At 69.8% G+C, this 18,177-nt stretch carries 16 protein-coding genes; 6 read left to right on the forward strand and 10 right to left on the reverse strand.

Going from position 1 to position 18,177, the window contains the following annotated elements:
• Positions 1-24 precede the first annotated feature (24 nt).
• The 4 genes from ACZ4Z5_RS03510 to pknB all read left to right on the forward strand — a co-directional run bounded on the left by ACZ4Z5_RS03510 (position 25) and on the right by pknB (position 6,581).
• Positions 25-1,551, forward strand: a complete 1,527-nt coding sequence (locus tag ACZ4Z5_RS03510; RefSeq protein WP_468256014.1) for a PP2C family protein-serine/threonine phosphatase — start codon at positions 25-27, stop codon at positions 1,549-1,551.
• 27 nt (positions 1,552-1,578) lie between these two features.
• The gene (locus ACZ4Z5_RS03515; protein WP_468256017.1) at positions 1,579-2,979 is read left to right on the forward strand and encodes an FtsW/RodA/SpoVE family cell cycle protein; all 1,401 of its coding nucleotides are present in this window, start codon (positions 1,579-1,581) and stop codon (positions 2,977-2,979) included.
• On the forward strand, positions 2,976-4,430 hold the full coding sequence (locus tag ACZ4Z5_RS03520; RefSeq protein WP_468256020.1) for a penicillin-binding transpeptidase domain-containing protein: 1,455 nt from the start codon (positions 2,976-2,978) through the stop codon (positions 4,428-4,430). The genes ACZ4Z5_RS03515 and ACZ4Z5_RS03520 overlap by 4 nt, the downstream gene beginning before the upstream one ends.
• 168 nt (positions 4,431-4,598) lie before the next feature.
• A complete protein-coding gene (gene pknB / locus ACZ4Z5_RS03525) occupies positions 4,599-6,581 on the forward strand; it encodes a Stk1 family PASTA domain-containing Ser/Thr kinase (RefSeq protein WP_468256023.1) in 1,983 nt (660 codons plus the stop codon).
• 156 nt (positions 6,582-6,737) lie between these two features.
• On the opposite strand, the gene ACZ4Z5_RS03530 is transcribed toward pknB, so the two are convergent.
• From ACZ4Z5_RS03530 to ACZ4Z5_RS03555, 6 genes are all read right to left on the reverse strand, one after another.
• Entirely contained in the window at positions 6,738-7,415 is a 678-nt protein-coding gene (locus ACZ4Z5_RS03530) for a class E sortase (RefSeq protein ID WP_468256026.1), read from the reverse strand.
• 16 nt (positions 7,416-7,431) lie between these two features.
• Positions 7,432-8,979: a class E sortase gene (locus tag ACZ4Z5_RS03535; RefSeq protein WP_468256029.1), complete on the reverse strand. Its 1,548-nt coding sequence runs from the start codon at positions 8,977-8,979 to the stop codon at positions 7,432-7,434.
• Positions 8,976-9,614, reverse strand: coding sequence for an aminodeoxychorismate/anthranilate synthase component II (locus ACZ4Z5_RS03540; RefSeq protein WP_468256032.1), 639 nt, complete (start codon positions 9,612-9,614; stop codon positions 8,976-8,978). Before ACZ4Z5_RS03540 ends, ACZ4Z5_RS03535 begins: the two co-directional genes overlap by 4 nt.
• Positions 9,611-9,787: a hypothetical protein gene (locus tag ACZ4Z5_RS03545; protein ID WP_468256035.1), complete on the reverse strand. Its 177-nt coding sequence runs from the start codon at positions 9,785-9,787 to the stop codon at positions 9,611-9,613. The genes ACZ4Z5_RS03540 and ACZ4Z5_RS03545 overlap by 4 nt, the downstream gene beginning before the upstream one ends.
• Before the next feature lie 61 nt (positions 9,788-9,848).
• The gene (locus tag ACZ4Z5_RS03550) at positions 9,849-10,685 is read right to left on the reverse strand and encodes a class E sortase (RefSeq protein ID WP_468256038.1); all 837 of its coding nucleotides are present in this window, start codon (positions 10,683-10,685) and stop codon (positions 9,849-9,851) included.
• Positions 10,686-10,722: 37 nt separating this feature from the next.
• Positions 10,723-11,490, reverse strand: coding sequence for a DUF881 domain-containing protein (locus ACZ4Z5_RS03555; protein WP_468256041.1), 768 nt, complete (start codon positions 11,488-11,490; stop codon positions 10,723-10,725).
• A gap of 140 nt (positions 11,491-11,630) precedes the next feature.
• On the opposite strand from ACZ4Z5_RS03555, the gene crgA reads away from it, so the two are divergent.
• A complete protein-coding gene (gene crgA, locus ACZ4Z5_RS03560) occupies positions 11,631-11,885 on the forward strand; it encodes a cell division protein CrgA (protein ID WP_468256043.1) in 255 nt (84 codons plus the stop codon).
• A gap of 273 nt (positions 11,886-12,158) precedes the next feature.
• Here crgA and ACZ4Z5_RS03565 read toward each other — a convergent pair whose 3' ends face one another.
• Positions 12,159-13,067 (reverse strand): rhomboid family intramembrane serine protease, encoded by a 909-nt coding sequence (locus ACZ4Z5_RS03565; protein WP_468256046.1) that lies wholly within the window; start codon positions 13,065-13,067, stop codon positions 12,159-12,161.
• 325 nt (positions 13,068-13,392) lie between these two features.
• On the reverse strand, positions 13,393-13,920 hold the full coding sequence (locus ACZ4Z5_RS03570) for a peptidylprolyl isomerase (protein WP_468256049.1): 528 nt from the start codon (positions 13,918-13,920) through the stop codon (positions 13,393-13,395).
• Between the two features lie 185 nt (positions 13,921-14,105).
• On the opposite strand from ACZ4Z5_RS03570, the gene ACZ4Z5_RS03575 reads away from it, so the two are divergent.
• On the forward strand, positions 14,106-14,780 hold the full coding sequence (locus ACZ4Z5_RS03575) for a DUF5324 family protein (protein WP_468256052.1): 675 nt from the start codon (positions 14,106-14,108) through the stop codon (positions 14,778-14,780).
• 275 nt (positions 14,781-15,055) lie between these two features.
• Here the strand turns inward: ACZ4Z5_RS03575 and ACZ4Z5_RS03580 are convergent, their stop codons facing one another.
• Positions 15,056-16,357, reverse strand: coding sequence for an MFS transporter (locus ACZ4Z5_RS03580; protein WP_468256054.1), 1,302 nt, complete (start codon positions 16,355-16,357; stop codon positions 15,056-15,058).
• Positions 16,357-18,174, reverse strand: a complete 1,818-nt coding sequence (locus ACZ4Z5_RS03585; protein ID WP_468256057.1) for a phenylacetate--CoA ligase family protein — start codon at positions 18,172-18,174, stop codon at positions 16,357-16,359. Before ACZ4Z5_RS03585 ends, ACZ4Z5_RS03580 begins: the two co-directional genes overlap by 1 nt.
• Between the last annotated feature and the right edge of the window lie 3 nt (positions 18,175-18,177).

Consider the following 18,177-nt stretch of genomic DNA (forward strand, 5'->3'; position numbering starts at 1 on the left):
GCTCCCGACCGGAGGGTGGGCAGCGTGGCTCGAGACCGGTTGTACCCGGATCCGACGGGCGAGGTGCGCATGAGTCTGTCACTGCGGTTCGCCGCCGGGTCGCACAAGGGCATGATCCGGGAGGGCAACGAGGACTCCGGTTACGCGGGTCCCCGTCTCCTCGCCATCGCCGACGGCATGGGCGGCCAGGCCGCCGGCGAGGTCGCCTCGTCGGAGGTCATCTCGACGATCGTCCAGCTGGACGACGACATCCCCGGCTCGGACATCCTCACCTCGCTCGGCAGCGCCGTTCAGCGCGCCAACGACCAGATCCGCGTGATGATCGAGGAGGATCCCCACCTCGAGGGCATGGGGACCACCCTCACCGCGCTGCTGTGGACCGGCCAGCGCCTGGGTCTGGTGCACGTCGGCGACTCCCGTGCCTATCTGCTGCGCGACGGCGTGCTGACGCAGATCACCCAGGACCACACCTGGGTGCAGCGCCTCGTCGACGAGGGCCGTATCACCGAGGAGGAGGCCACCACCCACCCGCAGCGCTCCCTGCTGATGCGCGCACTGGTGGGTGCGAGCCACGTCGAACCCGACCTCTCCATCCGGGAGGTCCGGGCCGGTGACCGCTACCTGATCTGTTCGGACGGTCTGTCCGGGGTCGTCAGCCACCAGACGATGGAGGAGACGCTCGCCAGCTACCAGGGCCCCCAGGAGACCGTCCAGGAGCTCATCCAGCTGGCCCTGCGCGGCGGCGGACCCGACAACATCACCGTCATCGTCGCCGACGTCCTCGACGTCGACAGCGGCGACACCCTGGCGGGACAGCTCAGCGACACCCCGGTCGTCGTCGGCGCGGTCGCCGAGAACCAGCTCCAGCTGAACGACGGCGGCGCCATGCAGACCCCGGCGGGCCGCGCCTCCGGTCTCGGCCGGCACGCCGTGCCCCCGCAGCCCGGATCCGCCGCCCCGCCCCCGCAGGGCGGGGCGTTCGGGCCCCCCGGAAGCGGTGACGGCTACGGCCCCGCGGGAAGCTTCGGCGCGTACGCGGACGAGGACTTCGAAAAGCCGCGCAAGGGCCGCCGCTGGCTGAAGCGTTCTTTCTACCTGGTGCTCGCCCTCGCGGTGCTCGGCGGCGGCGGGTACGGCGGCTGGCGCTGGACCCAGAACCAGTACTACGTCGGCGCCAACCAGGAGCACGTCGCGCTCTACCGCGGCATCAGCCAGAAGCTCGCCTGGATCAGCCTCTCCGACGTGGAGAAGGACCACCCCGAGATCGAACTCAAGTACCTTCCGCCGTTCCAGCGGAAGAAGATCGAGGCCACGATCTCGGAGGCGAGCCTCTCCGACGCCCGGCGCAAGATCGACGAACTCGCCAAGCAGGCCACTGCGTGCAAGAAGGACGAGGAACGGCGCAAGGCCGAGGCGGCGAACGGAACCAAGACCCCGTCCGCGCCGCCCGCACAGAGCACGCAGACGACCAAGCCCACAGCGACTCCCACACCCGGCCCCAGCCTCTCCGAGGAAGAGCAGAAGCTGGTCCCGCAGTGCGGTAAGCAGTGAGCCGGCTGTAGGGAGCCTTTGCACACCATGAGCGTTGTCACCAATACGACCACCATCGGCGCCATCGAGGCGCCGAGCCGACGCAACACCGAGGCGGTGCTGCTGGCGTTCGCCGTCGTCATCCCGACGTTCGCCTACGCCAATGTGGGCCTCGCCAAGAGCGGCAGCCTGCCGGCCGGCATGTTGGGGTACGGCATCGGCCTCTCGGCCATCGCCGGCGTTGCGCATCTGATGATGCGCAAGTTCGCGAAGTACGCGGACCCGCTGATGCTGCCCATCGCTACGCTGCTCAACGGACTGGGACTGGTGCTGATCTGGCGCCTGGACCTGGAGCCGTCCATCACGACGCCGCAGCTCGGCGGTGAGATGGCCCCCAAGCAGCTGATGTGGTCGGCGCTCGGCGTGGTGCTCTTCCTCGGTGTGCTCTACCTGCTGAAGGACCACCGGGTTCTCCAGCGCTACACCTACATCTCGATGGCCATCGCGCTGGTCCTGCTGATCCTCCCGATGTTCTTCCCCGGCGTGAACGGCGCCAAGATCTGGATCACGATCCCCGGCGTCGGCTCGCTGCAACCGGGAGAGTTCGCGAAGATCATCATCGCGGTGTTCTTCGCGGGGTACCTCATGGTCAAGCGGGACGCCCTCGCCCTGGCGAGTCGCCGCTTCATGGGCCTGTACCTGCCGCGCGGCCGTGACCTCGGCCCGATCCTGGCCATCTGGGCACTCAGCCTGCTCATCCTGATCTTCGAAACCGACCTGGGCACCTCGCTGCTCTTCTTCGGCCTCTTCGTGATCATGCTGTACGTCGCCACCGAGCGGACGAGCTGGGTGGTCTTCGGCCTCACCCTCAGCGCCGCCGGCGCGGTCGGCGTCGCCTCCTTCGCCTCGCACGTCCAGAGCCGCGTCCAGAACTGGCTGGACCCGCTGGCCCGTGCCGCCAACGACGGCGTCACCGAAACCGCCCAGGCGATGTTCGCCTTCGGCTCGGGCGGACTCTTCGGCTCCGGCCTCGGCCAGGGCTACTCCCGCCTCATCGGCGGCATCGCTCCCAAGAGCGACTACATCCTCTCGACCATCGGCGAGGAACTGGGCCTGACCGGCGTCATGGCCATCCTGATGCTCTACGGCCTGCTCGTCGAGCGCGGCATCCGCACCGCCCTGGCCGCCCGCGACCCCTTCGGCAAGCTGCTGGCCGTGGGCCTGTCGGGCGCGTTCGCGCTGCAGGTGTTCGTCGTCGCCGGCGGCGTCACCGGACTCATCCCGCTGACCGGTATGACCCTGCCCTTCCTGGCACAGGGCGGTTCCTCCGTCATCGCCAACTGGGCGCTCGTCGCCATCCTGCTACGCATCAGCGACACCGCTCGCCGACCGGCCCCGGCGCCCGTCCAGTCCCCCGACGCCGAAATGACCCAGGTGGTCCGACCGTGAACAAGCCGCTCCGCCACGTCGCAATCTTCTGCTGTCTGCTGATCGTCGCCCTGATGATCCGGGCCAACTGGGTCCAGTTCGTCAAGGGTGACGAGATCCAGAACCACAAGGACAACCGCCGCGTCTCCATCGCCCGGTACAGCATCGAGCGCGGCAACATCATCGTCGAAGGAAAGCCGGTCACCGGCTCCGCCGCGACGAACGGGAGCGACTTCAAGTACAAGCGGACGTACTCCGACGGACCGATGTGGTCCCCGGTCACCGGCTTCGCCTCACAGGCCTTCGACGCCTCCCAGCTGGAGAAGATCGAGGACGGCATACTCACAGGCAACGACGACCGCCTGTTCTTCGACCGCACCCTCGGCATGTTCACCGGCGACAAGAAGCAGGGCGGCAACGTCGTCACCACGCTGAACGCCGCCGCGCAGAAGGCCGCCTTCGACAAGCTCGGCAGCAAGAAGGGCGCGGTCGCCGCGATCGACCCACGGACCGGAGCCATCCTCGCCCTCGTCTCCACGCCGTCGTACGACCCGTCGGTCTTCGCGGGCAACTCCCTCAAGGACGCGTCCAACCGGCAGAAGCTCCTGGCCAACAAGGACAAGCCGATGCTGAACCGGGCGCTGCGCGAGACCTACCCGCCCGGCTCGACGTTCAAGGTCGTCACGGCCACCGCGGCGCTGGAGGCGGGCAAGGTCAAGGACATCAACGCACCGACGGACACCCCGGAGCCGTACATCCTGCCGGACACCCGTACGCGGATGGACAACCACGCGAAGGGTTGCAAGAACGCCAGCCTGAACAAGGCCCTCGAAATCTCCTGCAACTCGGTCTTCGCGAAGCTGAGCGACGAGGTCGGCAACAAGGGCATGAAGGAGCACGCGGAGAAGTACGGATTCAACAAGGAGGTCTTCACTCCGGTCCGTGCCGACGCGAGCGTCTTCCCCGAGGACATCCGCTCCCAGAACGCCATGGCGGGCATCGGCCAGGCGTCGAACCGCACCACCCCGCTCCAGATGGCCATGGTCACCGCCGCGATCGCCAACGACGGCAAGATGATGCAGCCGTACATGGTCGACCAGCTGACCTCGCCCAATCTGGACGTCGTCGAGCGGCACGAGCCCGAGGAGATGGGCAACCCGATCTCCCAGGAGACCGCGCAGCTGCTCCAGCAGATGATGGAGAACGTCGTCGAGAACGGCACGGGCTCGAAGGCCCGGATCGGCGGCGTGAAGGTCGGCGGCAAGACCGGTACCGCGCAGCACGGCCTGAACAACAGCAAGAAGCCGTACGCGTGGTTCATCTCGTACGCCAAGACCGACCAGGGCTCGCCGGTCGCCGTCGCCGTGGTCGTCGAGGACAGCAACGCGAACCGCGAGGACATCAGCGGTGGTGGCCTGGCCGCCCCGATCGCCAAGGCCGTGATGAAGGCGGTACTCGACAGCAAGAAGTGATGCCGATCACGTCCTGGCCGTATTCGCACACGGTGGGGTACCGGTCCTGTATCAGGTAACGACCATGGGCGGATCGGATACGGCGTGGCCGGTAGCGTATGCGCGAACAGCACACCGCCGGACCACACACAGGTGCGGTCGGGACTGACGGAGAGGGCTGGAACAGTTATGGAAGAGCCGCGTCGCCTCGGCGGCCGGTACGAGCTGGGCTCGGTGCTCGGCCGTGGTGGCATGGCCGAGGTCTACCTCGCGCACGACACCCGGCTCGGCCGCACCGTCGCCGTGAAGACGCTGCGGGTGGACCTCGCCCGCGATCCGTCCTTCCAGGCCCGGTTCCGCCGAGAGGCCCAGTCCGCCGCCTCGCTCAACCATCCGGCGATCGTGGCTGTCTACGACACCGGCGAGGACTACGTCGACGGCGTGTCCATCCCGTACATCGTGATGGAGTACGTCGACGGTTCCACGCTGCGTGAGCTGCTGCACTCCGGCCGGAAACTGCTGCCGGAGCGCACCCTGGAGATGACCATCGGCATCCTCCAGGCGCTCGAGTACTCCCACCGCAACGGCATCGTGCACCGTGACATCAAGCCGGCCAACGTCATGCTGACGCGCACCGGCCAGGTCAAGGTCATGGACTTCGGCATCGCCCGCGCCATGGGCGACTCGGGCATGACCATGACCCAGACCGCCGCGGTCATCGGCACCGCCCAGTACCTCTCCCCTGAGCAGGCCAAGGGCGAGACGGTGGACGCCCGGTCCGACCTCTACTCGACCGGCTGCCTCCTTTACGAGCTACTGACCGTCCGGCCGCCGTTCATCGGTGACTCGCCGGTCGCGGTCGCCTACCAGCATGTGCGCGAGGAACCGCAGCCTCCGAGCGTGTTCGACCCCGAGATCACGCCGGAGATGGACGCCATCGTCCTCAAGGCCCTGGTCAAGGACCCGGACTACCGCTACCAGTCGGCCGACGAGATGCGCGCCGACATCGAGGCGTGCCTCGACGGGCAGCCCGTGGCCGCCACGGCCTCCATGGGTACGGTCGGCTACGGCGGCGGTTACGGGATGGACGAGCAGCCGACCACGGCCATGCGTCCGATGACTCCCGGCTCAGCGGGACAGACTTCGATGCTGCCCCCCATGAACCAGGACGACGGCGGTTTCGGCTACGACGACCGACCGGACCGGCGCCGGCAGAAGAAGTCCAACACCTCAACCGTCCTGCTGGTCATCGCGGGCATCCTGGTGCTGGTCGGCGCGATCCTGATCGGCCGCTCGGTCTTCGGCGAGACCGGGGGCCAGAGCGAACAGGTGGCCGTGCCGCAGCTGGTCGGGGAGTCGCTGGCGAACGCGCAACGGCAGGCGGCGACCATCGAGCTCAAGGTCAAGGAGACCGAGCGCAAGGAGTGCGAGCAGCCCAAGGACCACATCTGCAGCCAGTCCCCCGCCACGGGGAAGGTCGACAAGGGCACGGAGATCTCCGTTGTCGTCTCCACGGGCGTCCAGAAGAAGGAAGTCCCTGACGTCGTCGAGAAGACCGTCGGCAGCGCCAAGAACACCCTGACCGACCGCGGCTTCAAGGTGAAGGTCGTCGAGGTCGAGTCCGACCAGGAGCCCGGCCGGGTACTCAAGCAGGACCCGACTGCGGGCACCAAGGCGGAGGAAGGCACCCTGGTGACCATCGAGGTCTCCAGGGAGTCCAAGATCAACCTGCCTCCGGTGGTCGGCCGGCAGTTCGACGAGGCGAAGCGGCAGCTCGAACTCTTGGGCTTCACGGTCCAGCGCGGCCAGGACGTCGAGAGTACCCAGCCCGCGGGCACGGTGGTCGGACAGAACCCGGAGGGCAACACCCAGCAGCCCAAGAGCACCACGGTGACGCTCACGGTCTCCAAGGGAAGCCAGCAGCCCCAGCAGGTGCCGGTGCCCAACGTGGTCGGCCAGACCCTGGAGGATGCCCGCAGGACCCTGCAGCAGTCCGGCTTCAACCAGGTGCAGCTGCTCCCGGGCAGCCCGAACGGGGACAAGGCCCGTGTGACGGGCCAGAACCCGCCGGCGAACACCCCGGCGGACCCGGCGACTGCCGTGATCACCCTGTCCACCGTGGGCGGGAGCAACGACGGCAACGACGGCTTCTTCGGAGGGGCCTTCGGCTGACGCCGGCACGCGGAAGTACCGCGACGCCCACGACGCGCGGCACTCACCGCACGAGGCCCCGGCGCCCTTCTCGGGTGCCGGGGCCTCGTGCCGTCGTTCACCGCCGTTCGGGGGCGTCCCGCCGTTCCTTCCCCCGCCGGGCCGCGTCGCCGCTGCTCAGCGGAGTTCCGCGGGCTTGGTGCGGTCCTTGTCGACCTTCTCCGTGCGCTCCAGCTCGCCCCACACGATGTAGCGGTACTTCGACGTGTAGACCGGAGTACAGGTCGTCAGGGTGATGTACCGGCCGGGACGGTTGCGGCCGGATTCCTTGGGGACGGGCTGGATGACGCCGACGTCGAACTTCGACGTCTCGGCGAGATCCGCGAAGACCTTGTAGATGTACCAGGTGTCCTTCGTCTCGAAGACCACCGCGTCGCCCTTGCGCAGCTTGTCGATGTTGTGGAACTTGGCGCCGTGGCCGTCGCGGTGCGCGGCGAGCGTGAAGTTGCCCCTCTTGTCCCAGGGGAGGGCCGACTCGACGGGGTCGGTGTAGTACCCGGCGACGCCGTCGTTGAGGGTCTTGGCGTCGGTGCCCCGCTTGACGAGCACTTCGCCGTTCTTCATGGCCGGGACGTGCAGGAAGCCGATGCCGTCCTTGGTGTCGAGCGCCCCAGGGCCGCTGGCGGCCCAGATGTCGCGGACCCCGTCTCCCTGCTTGGACGCCTCGCGGTCGGCCAGGACGTTCGTCCACCACAGGGAGTAGACGACGAAGAGTCCGAGGACGAGGCCTCCGGTGATCAGGAGTTCGCCGACAACACTGACGACACCGGCGATCCGGTTGCGCGCACGTGCCACTGCACCTGTTCCCTTCTCAGCCCACGAGCGCGTCCGGTTTGCCCTTGCTCCGCGGTCGTTCGTCGACCATCTTGCCCCACACGATCATGCGGTAGGTACTCGTGAACTCCGGCGTGCACGTCGTGAGGGTGATGTAGCGACCGGGTCCGGTGAAGCCGGACTCCTTCGGCACGGGCTGGATGACGTCCACGTTCGACGGACGCGTCTGGGGCAGGATGCTGGTCATCTCGTACGTGTAGAAGGCGTCCTGGGTCTCGACGACGATCGGGTCGCCCGGCTGCAGCGTGTTGATGTACCGGAACGGTTCGCCGTGGGTGTTGCGGTGGCCGGCCACGGCGAAGTTGCCCGCCGGGTCGGCGGGCATCGCCGTCTTGAGGGCGCCCTCGGCGTAGTGTCCGACCATGCCGCGGTCCAGGACGCTCTGCTTGTCGATGCCCTCGGCGATCGGGACCTCGACGTCCAGCTTCGGTATGTACATGATGGCGAAGCCCTGGCCTGGTTCGAAGGCACCGACCTGGCGGCCCTTCGCCCAGTCGTCCTGGATCCTGCTCGCGGTGCCGTTCGCCTGTTGCTGGGCACGGACGTTGGTCCACCACAGCTGGTAGGTGACGAACAGCAGCATCACCACGCCGAGCGTGATGAACGCCTCGCCCAGGAAGCGGCTGGCGACGACCGCAACGGGTTCCCTGCGGGCACGGGCCGCCCGGCGTGCCTCGACGCGTGAGAGCGGCGCGGTGGGGGCAGTGCCGGTGGACGGGGGAGGGGCGCCGCGCCGGCCGCGGCCCCTGGTGGCCCTGCGCCGCTCGGCGCGGCCGCCGGCCGGCGGCGTGGCATGAGGAGGCGCCGCCTGGGTCGGTACGGCGGTCAGCAGCGCCATCGTCTCGGCGTCGTGGAACTCCTGGCGGGCGCCGGCCACCGGGGCTGTCCGCCGGACGGTCGCCGGATCGCCGGGGTAGGAGGGCTCACGGGTGCCGGCGGGTTCCTGGGGGATGGTGAACGCGGCCTCGTAGGAGCCCTCGGGCGCCGGACGGCCGCCGGGGATCCCGAAGCCGTGTTCTGGCGCGTAGGGGTTCGCGTAGCCGGTCCCGTGCGGCGCCGTCTGCGGCCCGCCGTAGGTCTGCGTCCCGCCGCCGTACGCGGCTGTCGTCTGCGCGGCCGTCGTCTGCGGAGAGGTCGCCTGCTGGGCGGCGTACGGATCCTGCCGGGCGTACCAGTGTTCCGAGCCGTACGGCGGTGCCTGACCGTACGGCGGTGCCTGACCGTTCGGCGTCGCCCGGTCGTACGGGCCCGCCGGTCCGTACGGGCCCGCCGGTCCGTACGTGCCTGCCTGTCCATACGGGCCCGCTTGGCCGTACGGGGCGCCCGGCTGCCCCTGACCGCCGCCCGCCGCGCTCCGAGCGTCACCCTGGCCGTACCACTGGGCCTGGGGCTGAGGCTGTGCCTGGGGCTGGTCCTCGGGCCACTGGAGGCCGGGCTGGGCCGCCCCGGCGGCGCTCCCCGAACGGGCCCAGGCCGGGGTGTCCCCCCCGTACCCCGGGTCCGGCCCGGGGCGCGCCGTGGTCACGCCGCGGCCTTGCCCACCACCGGCGCCAGTCCTGCCGAACGCTGGACCGCGCCGGTGTCGCCGCATTGCACGAGCCAGTTGGCGAGCATCCGGTGGCCGTGCTCGGTGAGCACCGACTCCGGGTGGAACTGCACGCCTTCGACCGGCAGTTCACGGTGGCGCAGGCCCATCACGATGCCGTCGGCCGTCCTCGCGGTGATCTCCAGCTCGGCCGGCAGCGTGTCCGGTTCGGCTGCCAGCGAGTGGTAGCGGGTGGCGGTGAACGGCGACGGCAGTCCGGTGAAGACACCGGTGCCCTCGTGCGTCACCAGGGACGTCTTGCCGTGCAGCAGCTCGGGGGCCCGGTCGACCACACCGCCGTAGGCCACCGCCATGGACTGCATGCCGAGGCACACCCCGAAGACGGGTACGCCGGTGGCGGCACAGTGACGGACCATCTCGATGCAGACACCGGCCTGTTCGGGCGCGCCGGGTCCGGGCGACAGCAGGACGCCGTCGAAACCGTCCTGCGCGTGTGCCGTGGACACCTCGTCGTTCCTCACCACCTCGCACTCCGCGCCGAGTTGGTAGAGGTACTGGACGAGGTTGAAGACGAAGCTGTCGTAGTTGTCGACGACCAGAATGCGTGCGCTCACCTTACGGACCCCATGCTCTCGTCGACCGTCACGTCACCGAACGGGAGCAGCGGCTCCGCCCAGGGGAAGACGAACTGGAAGAGCACGTAGACGACCACGAGGACCAGCACGAGTGAAATCAGGCTCTTCACCCATGCGTTCCCCGGCAGATGCTGCCAGATCCAGCCGTACATGCCGTCCGCGTTCCTTCCGATCGGTTCGGCACCAGATTAAGGGCCGAAGGGGGCCTGTGGGTCAGCTGTGGAAACCTCGTGGCTTGCCGTCGGTCACAGGACGGGTCTCCTCGAGGTGTGCCCACACGATCAGCCGATGGCTGCTGCCCCATTCCGGGTCGCAGGTCGTGAGGGTGAGATAGCGGCCCGGTCCGCGGTAGGGGCCCCGGTCCGGCACGGGCGCGACGACGCCGATGTCCCCGGGTACCGTGCGGTGGGGCGGGGCGTCCACCCGGTAGGTGAACCAGGAGGTACCGTCCGTGAGGAGTACCGCGTCGCCGCGGCGCAGGTCCGGGAAGTCCTTGAACGGATCGCCGTAGGTGCGCCGGTGGCCGGCGACCGCGAAGTTCCCGGTCTGCCCGAGCCGGGCCGTCCGGGGATAGTGACCGAGGCCCTTCTGGAGGGTGCGGGCCTCGGTGCCTTCCAGGACGGGCCAGTCCCAGTCGCCGCCGAAGCGGGGGATGTACATGACGGCGAAGGGCTTTCCGGGCCGGTAGGCGGGCTCCGGGGCTGCGGTGGGCGACGGCGCGGGATCCGGCACGGACGCAGGCGGCGCGGGGGTCGCGGCGGTCGTCCCTCCGGATGCGGGGGTCCGCCCGGTTCCCGGCCCCTGCCCGGTCGGCGGCGTCCCTCCGGTGTCCGGGGCGGTGACGACGGTTCCCCGCGCCCATGCGTCCTGGAGCGCCTCGATCTGGCCTGCCGAGTCGTCGTCCGCCCGGAGGCCGGTCCAGAACATCAGATAGGCCACGAAGAGCACGATGACGGTGCCCGCCGTGATGCACGTCTCGCTGAGGATTCGGACGACGAGCCGCGCGGCGCGCACCCGGGCGGTGGGGACGTGCACGGCACGGACCCGCACGTGGCATCCCCCCAGGTCGCTCCACAGGCCGAAGGCGTTACTCCACAGGCTTGGCGTAGTGCAGATCCACTGTGCCCGAGTAGCCGGGAAGAGTCACCGACTTGTGCTCGTCGACTTTCCAGCCGAGGCCGTACGCCTTGACGTACAGCTGGTAGTTCTCGATCGCCGGGGAGTCCTTCAGCGCCTTGCGGAGCCTGCCCGTGTCCCCCACGGCGGTGATCCGGTAAGGCGGGGAGTAGACGCGCCCCTGGAGGATGAGCGTGTTGCCGACGCAGCGCACGGCGCTGGTGGAGATCAGTCTCTGGTCCATGACCTGGATTCCGGTGGCGCCGCCCTGCCAGAGGGCGTTCACCACGGCCTGGAGGTCCTGCTGGTGGATGACCAGGTCGTTGGCCTGCGGCTCGGGGTAGCCGGGTGCGGCGGTCGCGTTCGGCGGCGCGTCGTTGAGCGTGACGGTGAGGGCGCTGCCGGAGAGCTTGCGGGTGCCGGCGGACGCCGCGAGGCGTTCGAGGTTCTCGTCCTCCGCGCGGCTGCTGCCGTCGTCACGGCGGGCGAGGGCGTCGACGTCGCCCCGGACGGCCGCGGTGGTCCTGTCGAGCTCCGCGTTCTTCTGGCTGCGCGCGCGGATGAGGTCGGACAGCTTCAGCAGGGAGTCGTCCGTGCGGATGTTGGTGCCCCGGGCCGTGTTGAAGCTGGTGACGAAGATCAGACCGGCCAGCGCGAAAACGGCGGCCGTGAGCAGCCGTGCCGGGCGCAGTGCTCTGCGTCGGCGCGGCTCCGCGGGGGAGTCGGCAGAATTGCTCAACGTACCCTTATCTCGTAGGCGCCAGGGAAGCACTACGCTAACGGACGCCCGGGGGAAGGCAAGGCTCCCCCGTCGCCCCCGTCCCCGGCGCCCGCCACATCCCTGCGCGGTCACGCAGCGCATCGACAGGAGAGTTCCTCGTGCCGAAGTCACGTATCCGCAAGAAGGCCGACTTCACACCCCCGCCCACGAAGCAGGCGACCAACATCAAGCTGACCAGCCGCAGCTGGGTTGCTCCTGTGATGCTGGCCCTCTTCCTCATCGGTCTCGCCTGGATCGTCGTCTTCTATGTGACGGACGGCGAGCTGCCGATCAAGTCGTTCGGCAACGGCAACATCGTGGTCGGCTTCGGCTTCATCGCCGCCGGCTTCGGTGTCTCCACGCAGTGGAAGTAGGCCCTGCCGGGGGCCCGCGTCAAGCTCTGCCCTGAAGTTATCCACAGCGCTATCCACACTGGGGAAAAGGTCAGACGATCTGTGGATAACCCCCTGGATGTTGACGCCGGTCTGACAGTCTCCACACCGTCGACCGGCCTCCCACCTGCCGACTTGCCCCCTGTCTCCGCTGGTCAACCCCATGTCGGTGACAGGGGGCACGGTTGTTCCCCACAGGCCGCGCAGGCACCGCCACGGGCTGTGGAACACTGTGGACAACCGACGGCTGGGCGCTCAGGTGAGCGTGACGCTCCTCAGGAGGACGGCCGCCACGATGACCAGCCCGGTGAGTACACAGGTGCCGGTCTGCACCAGCGTCCGGTGTGACCGCGGGGCGTGCACCATCCCCAGGCCGACGGCTGCTCCCACGACCAGCCCGCCGATGTGGGCCTCCCAGGCGATCCCGCTGAACCCGAAGGTGATGATCAGGTTGATCACCAGCAGGGCGATGAGCGGCCGCATGTCGTAGTGGAGCCGGCGCATCATCACCGCCATGGCGCCCATCAGCCCGTAGATCGCGCCGGAGGCGCCCAGCGACGGCTGGTTCGGCGCCGCGAGGAGATAGACGAGGGCGCTGCCGCCCAGCCCGGAGAGCAGATAGAGAGCCAGGAACCGGGCCCGGCCGAGAGCCGCCTCGAGCGGGCCGCCGAGCATCCACAGGCCGAGCATGTTGAACGTGACGTGCCAGATCTCCTGGTGCAGGAACACCGACGTGAGCAGGCGGTACCACTCGCCGTCGGCGACACCGACCACCTGGCCGAGCCGTGGGCTGATGGCGATGCCGATCAGGTCCAGCTGGTCCACCAGCCGCTCGCCGACCGCCTGCACGGCGAGGAACAGGGCGAGGTTGATCCCCAGCAGGATCTTGGTGACCAGCCGCGGGTCCGCGGCCACCGTGCCGCCCGCGACGGTGCGCGGCTGGTTCGCGGACGGGGCATGGCCGGTACCGGATCCGGTGCGCACGCACTGCGGGCACTGGAAGCCCACCGAGGCGCTGACCATGCACTCCGGGCAGATCGGACGCTCGCAGCGCGTGCACCGGACCCCGGTCTCACGGTCGGGGTGCAGATAGCAGCACGGCACTCCGTTGGCGGGGACGGGGCGGTCCTGGCTTCCCCGGCCTCCTGGCGGCTGCTGGTCCATCGGTCACCTCGGTCCTCGGTCCAGGGCTTCGACACCCGGCCCTCGTTGCGGGGCCGGTCCTCACTGCGGGCGGGTCCGTGCTGCGGGCCGACGAGGGCAGCGGCGAAGACACGCCCGGCCGTTCGGCCTGCAAGCACCACGACCCGTATGCACCACGAACCGTATGCACCACGAACCGTATGCACTACGACCCGTATGCACTACGGACGGGCAGGGCCGAATGGTTCCCAGGGCGGCGACCCGGCCCCAGAACACGACCGGGCCCCGGCACACGCAACCGGGGCACTGGACCGGAGCGGACCGGGGCGCGCGACTCGGGAAGGCGTCAGTGGGACTCGACGACGACCGACTCGATCACCACGTCCTCGACCGGGCGGTCCGTGCGCGGGTTCGTCCGTGTGGCGGCGATCTCGTCCACGACCTTCTTGCTCGCCTCGTCGGTGACCTCGCCGAAGATGGTGTGCTTGCGGGTCAGCCACGCGGTCGGGGCGACGGTGATGAAGAACTGCGAGCCGTTGGTGCCCGGGCCGGCGTTGGCCATGGCCAGCAGGTAGGGCTTGTCGAAGGCGAGATCGGGGTGGAACTCGTCCGCGAACTCGTAACCCGGGCCGCCGGTGCCGTTGCCCAGCGGGTCACCGCCCTGGATCATGAAGCCGCTGATGACGCGGTGGAAGACCGTGCCGTCGTACAGCTTGTCCGTGGACTTCTTGCCGGTGGCCGGGTGGGTCCACTCGCGCTGGCCCGTGGCGAGCTCGACGAAGTTCGCAACCGTCTTCGGGGCGTGGTTCGGCAGGAGCCGGATCTCGATGTCGCCGTGGTTCGTCTTCAGGGTGGCGTAAAGCTGCTCGGCCACGATCTGCCTTCCTTCGGTCTTCAGTGACTCTTCCGATCCTTGCACGGACGGCCCCGCTCCGAGGAAACGCCGGCGTCCTCCATGACCCGTATGCCTGTCCCGCATGCCGCGCGGCCGCCCGGAAGGCATGATTTCGGAATGGGTGGAAAGGCGACTTACCGACCGCCACCGAGGAGGAGGATCCCGTGACCCGCATGGACAGCGTGCGCGCCGCGACCGGAACGGCGAAGGAAAGCGTGCTGCACGCCGCGGAAGTGGTGGCGCCCTACGCCGAGACGGCCAAGGGCCAGGCCGTGCACTACGCGCAGGAAGCCCGCGTCAGGCTCGCGCCCAAGGTCTCGCACGCCGCGCACCAGGCCCGCTGCTCGTACGACAAGAACATCGCGCCGCACGTACCGCCGAAGGTGGACGCGGCGGCACGTGAGGCGACCGACCTCGCCCGCAGGACGGCGCGCCAGGCGGCCGACTTCACCGTCCCCCGCGTCGAGCACGCCGTGGCGGTGAGCAAGCCGGTCGCCGAGGAGGCGGCGGTCCGCGGTGGTGCCGCGCTGGCGGCGCTGCGCGGCCAGGTCACCGCGCAGCAGATCGAGAAACTGGCCCGCAGGAACCGCCGCCGGAGCCACGCCAAGGGCGTCCTGAAGGGTGTCGTGGTGTTCGGTGTGGTGGCGGCCGCCGCCTGCGCCGCCTGGAGGTGGTGGGACCGGCAGGCGAACCCGGACTGGCTCGTCGAACCCCCGCCGGCCACCGAGGTCGACCCGCTGACCTCCGTGGACGGCAGCGGCAATCCGGTCGACCTCGACGCCGAGGTGCAGGCCAAGCAGGACGAGAGCGGGGACGCGGACCGCGACGACCGCGGCTGAGTCGAAGGGGTCTGCGCGGCCGGTGGCGACCGGCCCCGTGACGGCCCGCAGGATCGACGACCGCGGGATCGACGAGGCGACCGGAGCCGGCCCGACCGAGCGCCCTGACCTGTCGCGGCCCGAGCGCACCAGCCCGGCCGGGCCGAGGTCCGGCCGAACCAAGGGGCGGGCGCCACGAGAGATCGTGGCGCCCGCCCCTGCCTCCGTCCGCCTCCGCCCCGCCGCCCCTGCGCGATGCGCTGCTGCCCGCAGCCCCGGGCCGACGGTCGTACGGCTCACACAGGTGTCGCGGCCTCCGTCCGCGCCGCCGCATCGGCACCCGGCTCGCCGGAGCCCGGGACCGTCGCGTCCGCCTCGTGCGGGGCGGGCGTCGGCCCCGGCCGGTATGCCCGCGCCACCCACACGCCGCAGAGGGCGAAGGCCGCCATGACGACGGCCAGGGTCCAGAACCCCAGCGGGAGGGACGATGCCGCCGACCGTCCGACCAGAGGCATCAGCGCCGCCGTACCCAGCCCGATGGACAGGAGCCGCAGGGAGGCCATCTTGGCCTTGTCGCCCTCGTCGGCCCGCTGCTGGAGCGATGTCAGCAGCCAGGTCAGACTGTTCAGGTTGGCGAAGCCGGCCAGAAGGAAGGCGACGAAGTGCACCGCGGCCGACTCGTCGAGCGCCAGCAGGACGGCGGCGCCGGCCTGGCAGAGCAGCCACAGCGGCAGCAGCCGCTGTGTCACCAGACGCCGGGTGAAGAACGAGGCACTGATCATGCCGACCGCGAAGGTGGCCTCCAGAGCGGCGATGTACCACCCCTGGCCGCCATGGACGTCACCCACCAGGGGCACCACGAGGGTGCTCAGCCCCTGGGCGAAGACGAAGTCCGCGGCGCACAGCGCGATCGTGGCGAAGACCACCTTGTCGCCGCGGTAGCCGGCGAGCATCCGCCGCCACTCGCCGACCGTGCCCGCCACCGCCGATCCCAGCACCCGTGCGGACAGGACGGGATTGCTCTCCTTCCTGACGAGCCGGACACGGCTCACTGCGAGCGCGCAGCACAGCGACATCACGACGTCCACGAGCAGTGCCTGCCGGGCCGTTCCCCAGGTCAGGATCAGACCGAGGAGCGCCATCCCGGTGAGCGCCCCCGCCTGGAAGGCCACACCGATCATGCTGTTGAAGCGGGTGACGTGACGGTCGTCGACGTGGTGCGCGGTGAACTTGAAGAGGGCGGACCGCTCGACGTTGTCGAACACCGCGAGCAGGACCGCCGCGGCGACGATGTACGGCACGGCTCCCCCACCGGGGACGGCGGCGACGCCGGTGATCAGCAGCACCACGGCGGCCCTGCCCAGGCCGCACATGACGTACACCCACTTGGAGTTGACTGCGTCCACCAGCGGACCGCAGAAGGGCAGCACGCAGAAGGCCGCGACACCCTGCAGTGTCAGGACGAGCGCGAAGGCCGCCGGGCTGCCGGTCCTGCCGTAGAGGAGCTGCCCGAGGGCGAGGGTGTGGATACCGATGCCGACGCTGGAGAGGGTGATCGCGCCGAGCATGGTGCGGGCCGTGCGGTCGTGGCGGAGCATCAGACCTCCAGCCTGCGGTCGATGACGGGCCTGACCTTGCCGCTGACCGTGTTGCGGGGGAGCTGCCCCTCGTCCAGGCATTCGATCCTGAGTTCGTAGACGTCGAGGGCGGCGTCGAAGTCCTGCAGGTCGCCCAGGACGGGGATCTTCCCGACGAGGTGGTCCCGGAGCCGGCCGGCGTCCAGAGGGGCGGGAGCCTCGGTGCGGATCACCAGGACCTCCTTGCTGCCTTCCGTGAGGATCTCGATCTGCAGCTGGGAGACCCCGAGGTCGGCGAGCAGGTCCAGGACCTCCCCGTAGAGGACGGTCTCGCCCTTGAAGCGGATCAGGCCGTCGGAACGGCCGAGGTACTCCAGGACCTTCCCGGAGACCCCGCAGGAGCAGGCGTGGTCGAAGATGCGGCCGGTGTCGCCGATGCGGTAGCGCACGAGGGGGCCCTCGAACTTCTGCATCGCCGTGACGAGCAGCTCGCCGGGGGTGCCCTCCGGAACCGCGGCGTCGTGCTCGTCGACCACTTCGATCAGGTTGTAGTCGTCGCTGACGTGGTGCAGCGAGCCTCCCAGGAAACCGCACTGGTAGCCGAGCTGGGCTCCGTCGTTGGCGGCGAGGATGCTGGACACCACGCGGGCGCCCAGTTCCTGGCGGAGCCAGGTCTTGTCGGTCTCCGTCATGGGGGTGCCGCCGTAGATCACCTTCTCGACACGGAGTTCCGGGCACCGCGCCTTGGCGTCCCGCAGCAGCGGGAGGATGAGCGCGGGCATACCGAGGATCACGTTGGCGGAGAAGCTCCCGGTGAGCATCAGCAGGTCGTCGACGGTCACGAACTGGCCGGTCGAGTAGCACTCCACCGGCATGCGGGAGAGCTCGCTGAAGGACGTGGTGAGACCGCCGTACATGCCGCCGCCGAAGAGCGTGTTGATGACGCGGTCGCCGGGCTCCACGCCGAGCTCGTAGAACACGGGCACCGCCTCGCGGACCATGTTCTCCCAGTCCTCACGGGAGTAGACGATGTAGCGCGGGCTGCCGCTGGTCGCCCCGGAGCGCAGCACTTCACCGGTCGGCCGGGCGCCGCTGCACAGGTCGCGGCTCACCGGAAGGGAGTGCGCCTCGAGTGCGGCCTTCTCCAGGACGGGCAGCCGGGAGATGTCGGCGATGTCCGTGACGGCCGGCAGTCCGGCGTAGTAAGGAGTCCGCCGTGCCCGGGCGACGAGGTGGCGGAGCCGGGCCGCCAGTCGGCCGTCCCGTTCCGCGGAGTCCTCGCTGCGCGCCCGGGCCAGGGATACGCCGGGCAGGTGCCGGCGCTCGACCAGGCGGTGCACCCACGACGCCCCGCAGTCCAGGGACAGCGCGGCACCCTGAGGCAGACCGGGCACGTGCACCACGGTTCCGTCCGCATCGGCGCCGGGTTCCGTCACCCGCCCGGCGGGGAGCGGCACCCCGGCGTCGCCCAGGGCGTCCATGACCGCGGTCCACAGGGCCGGCCGCGCCGAGCGCACGGTGACCCGGTTGCCGAGCGCCCAGGCGAGCAGCAGTCCGCGCAGCGTCGCCTCGGCGTGCTCGTCGTCGAGGACGACGGCGCCCACGGGCCGGACCTCCAGGACGTCGTTGCTGTCGGTCAGCGGCTGCCAGGGGTACTGGCAGACACCGCCGAGGAGGCGGTCGAGGCCCTCCGACAGCTGCTCGCCGGCGAATCGGTCCAGCGGGTCGGTGACGCCGGCTCCGCGCAACTGCTCGGTCATCCGGGCGAGTCCACCCGCCCTGACGCGGTGTTCGACGTGCTCGACCGCCAGCAGCAGATCGGTGGGGTAGGTCCTCATGGA

Source organism: Streptomyces sp. NPDC030222, from assembly GCF_055573115.1.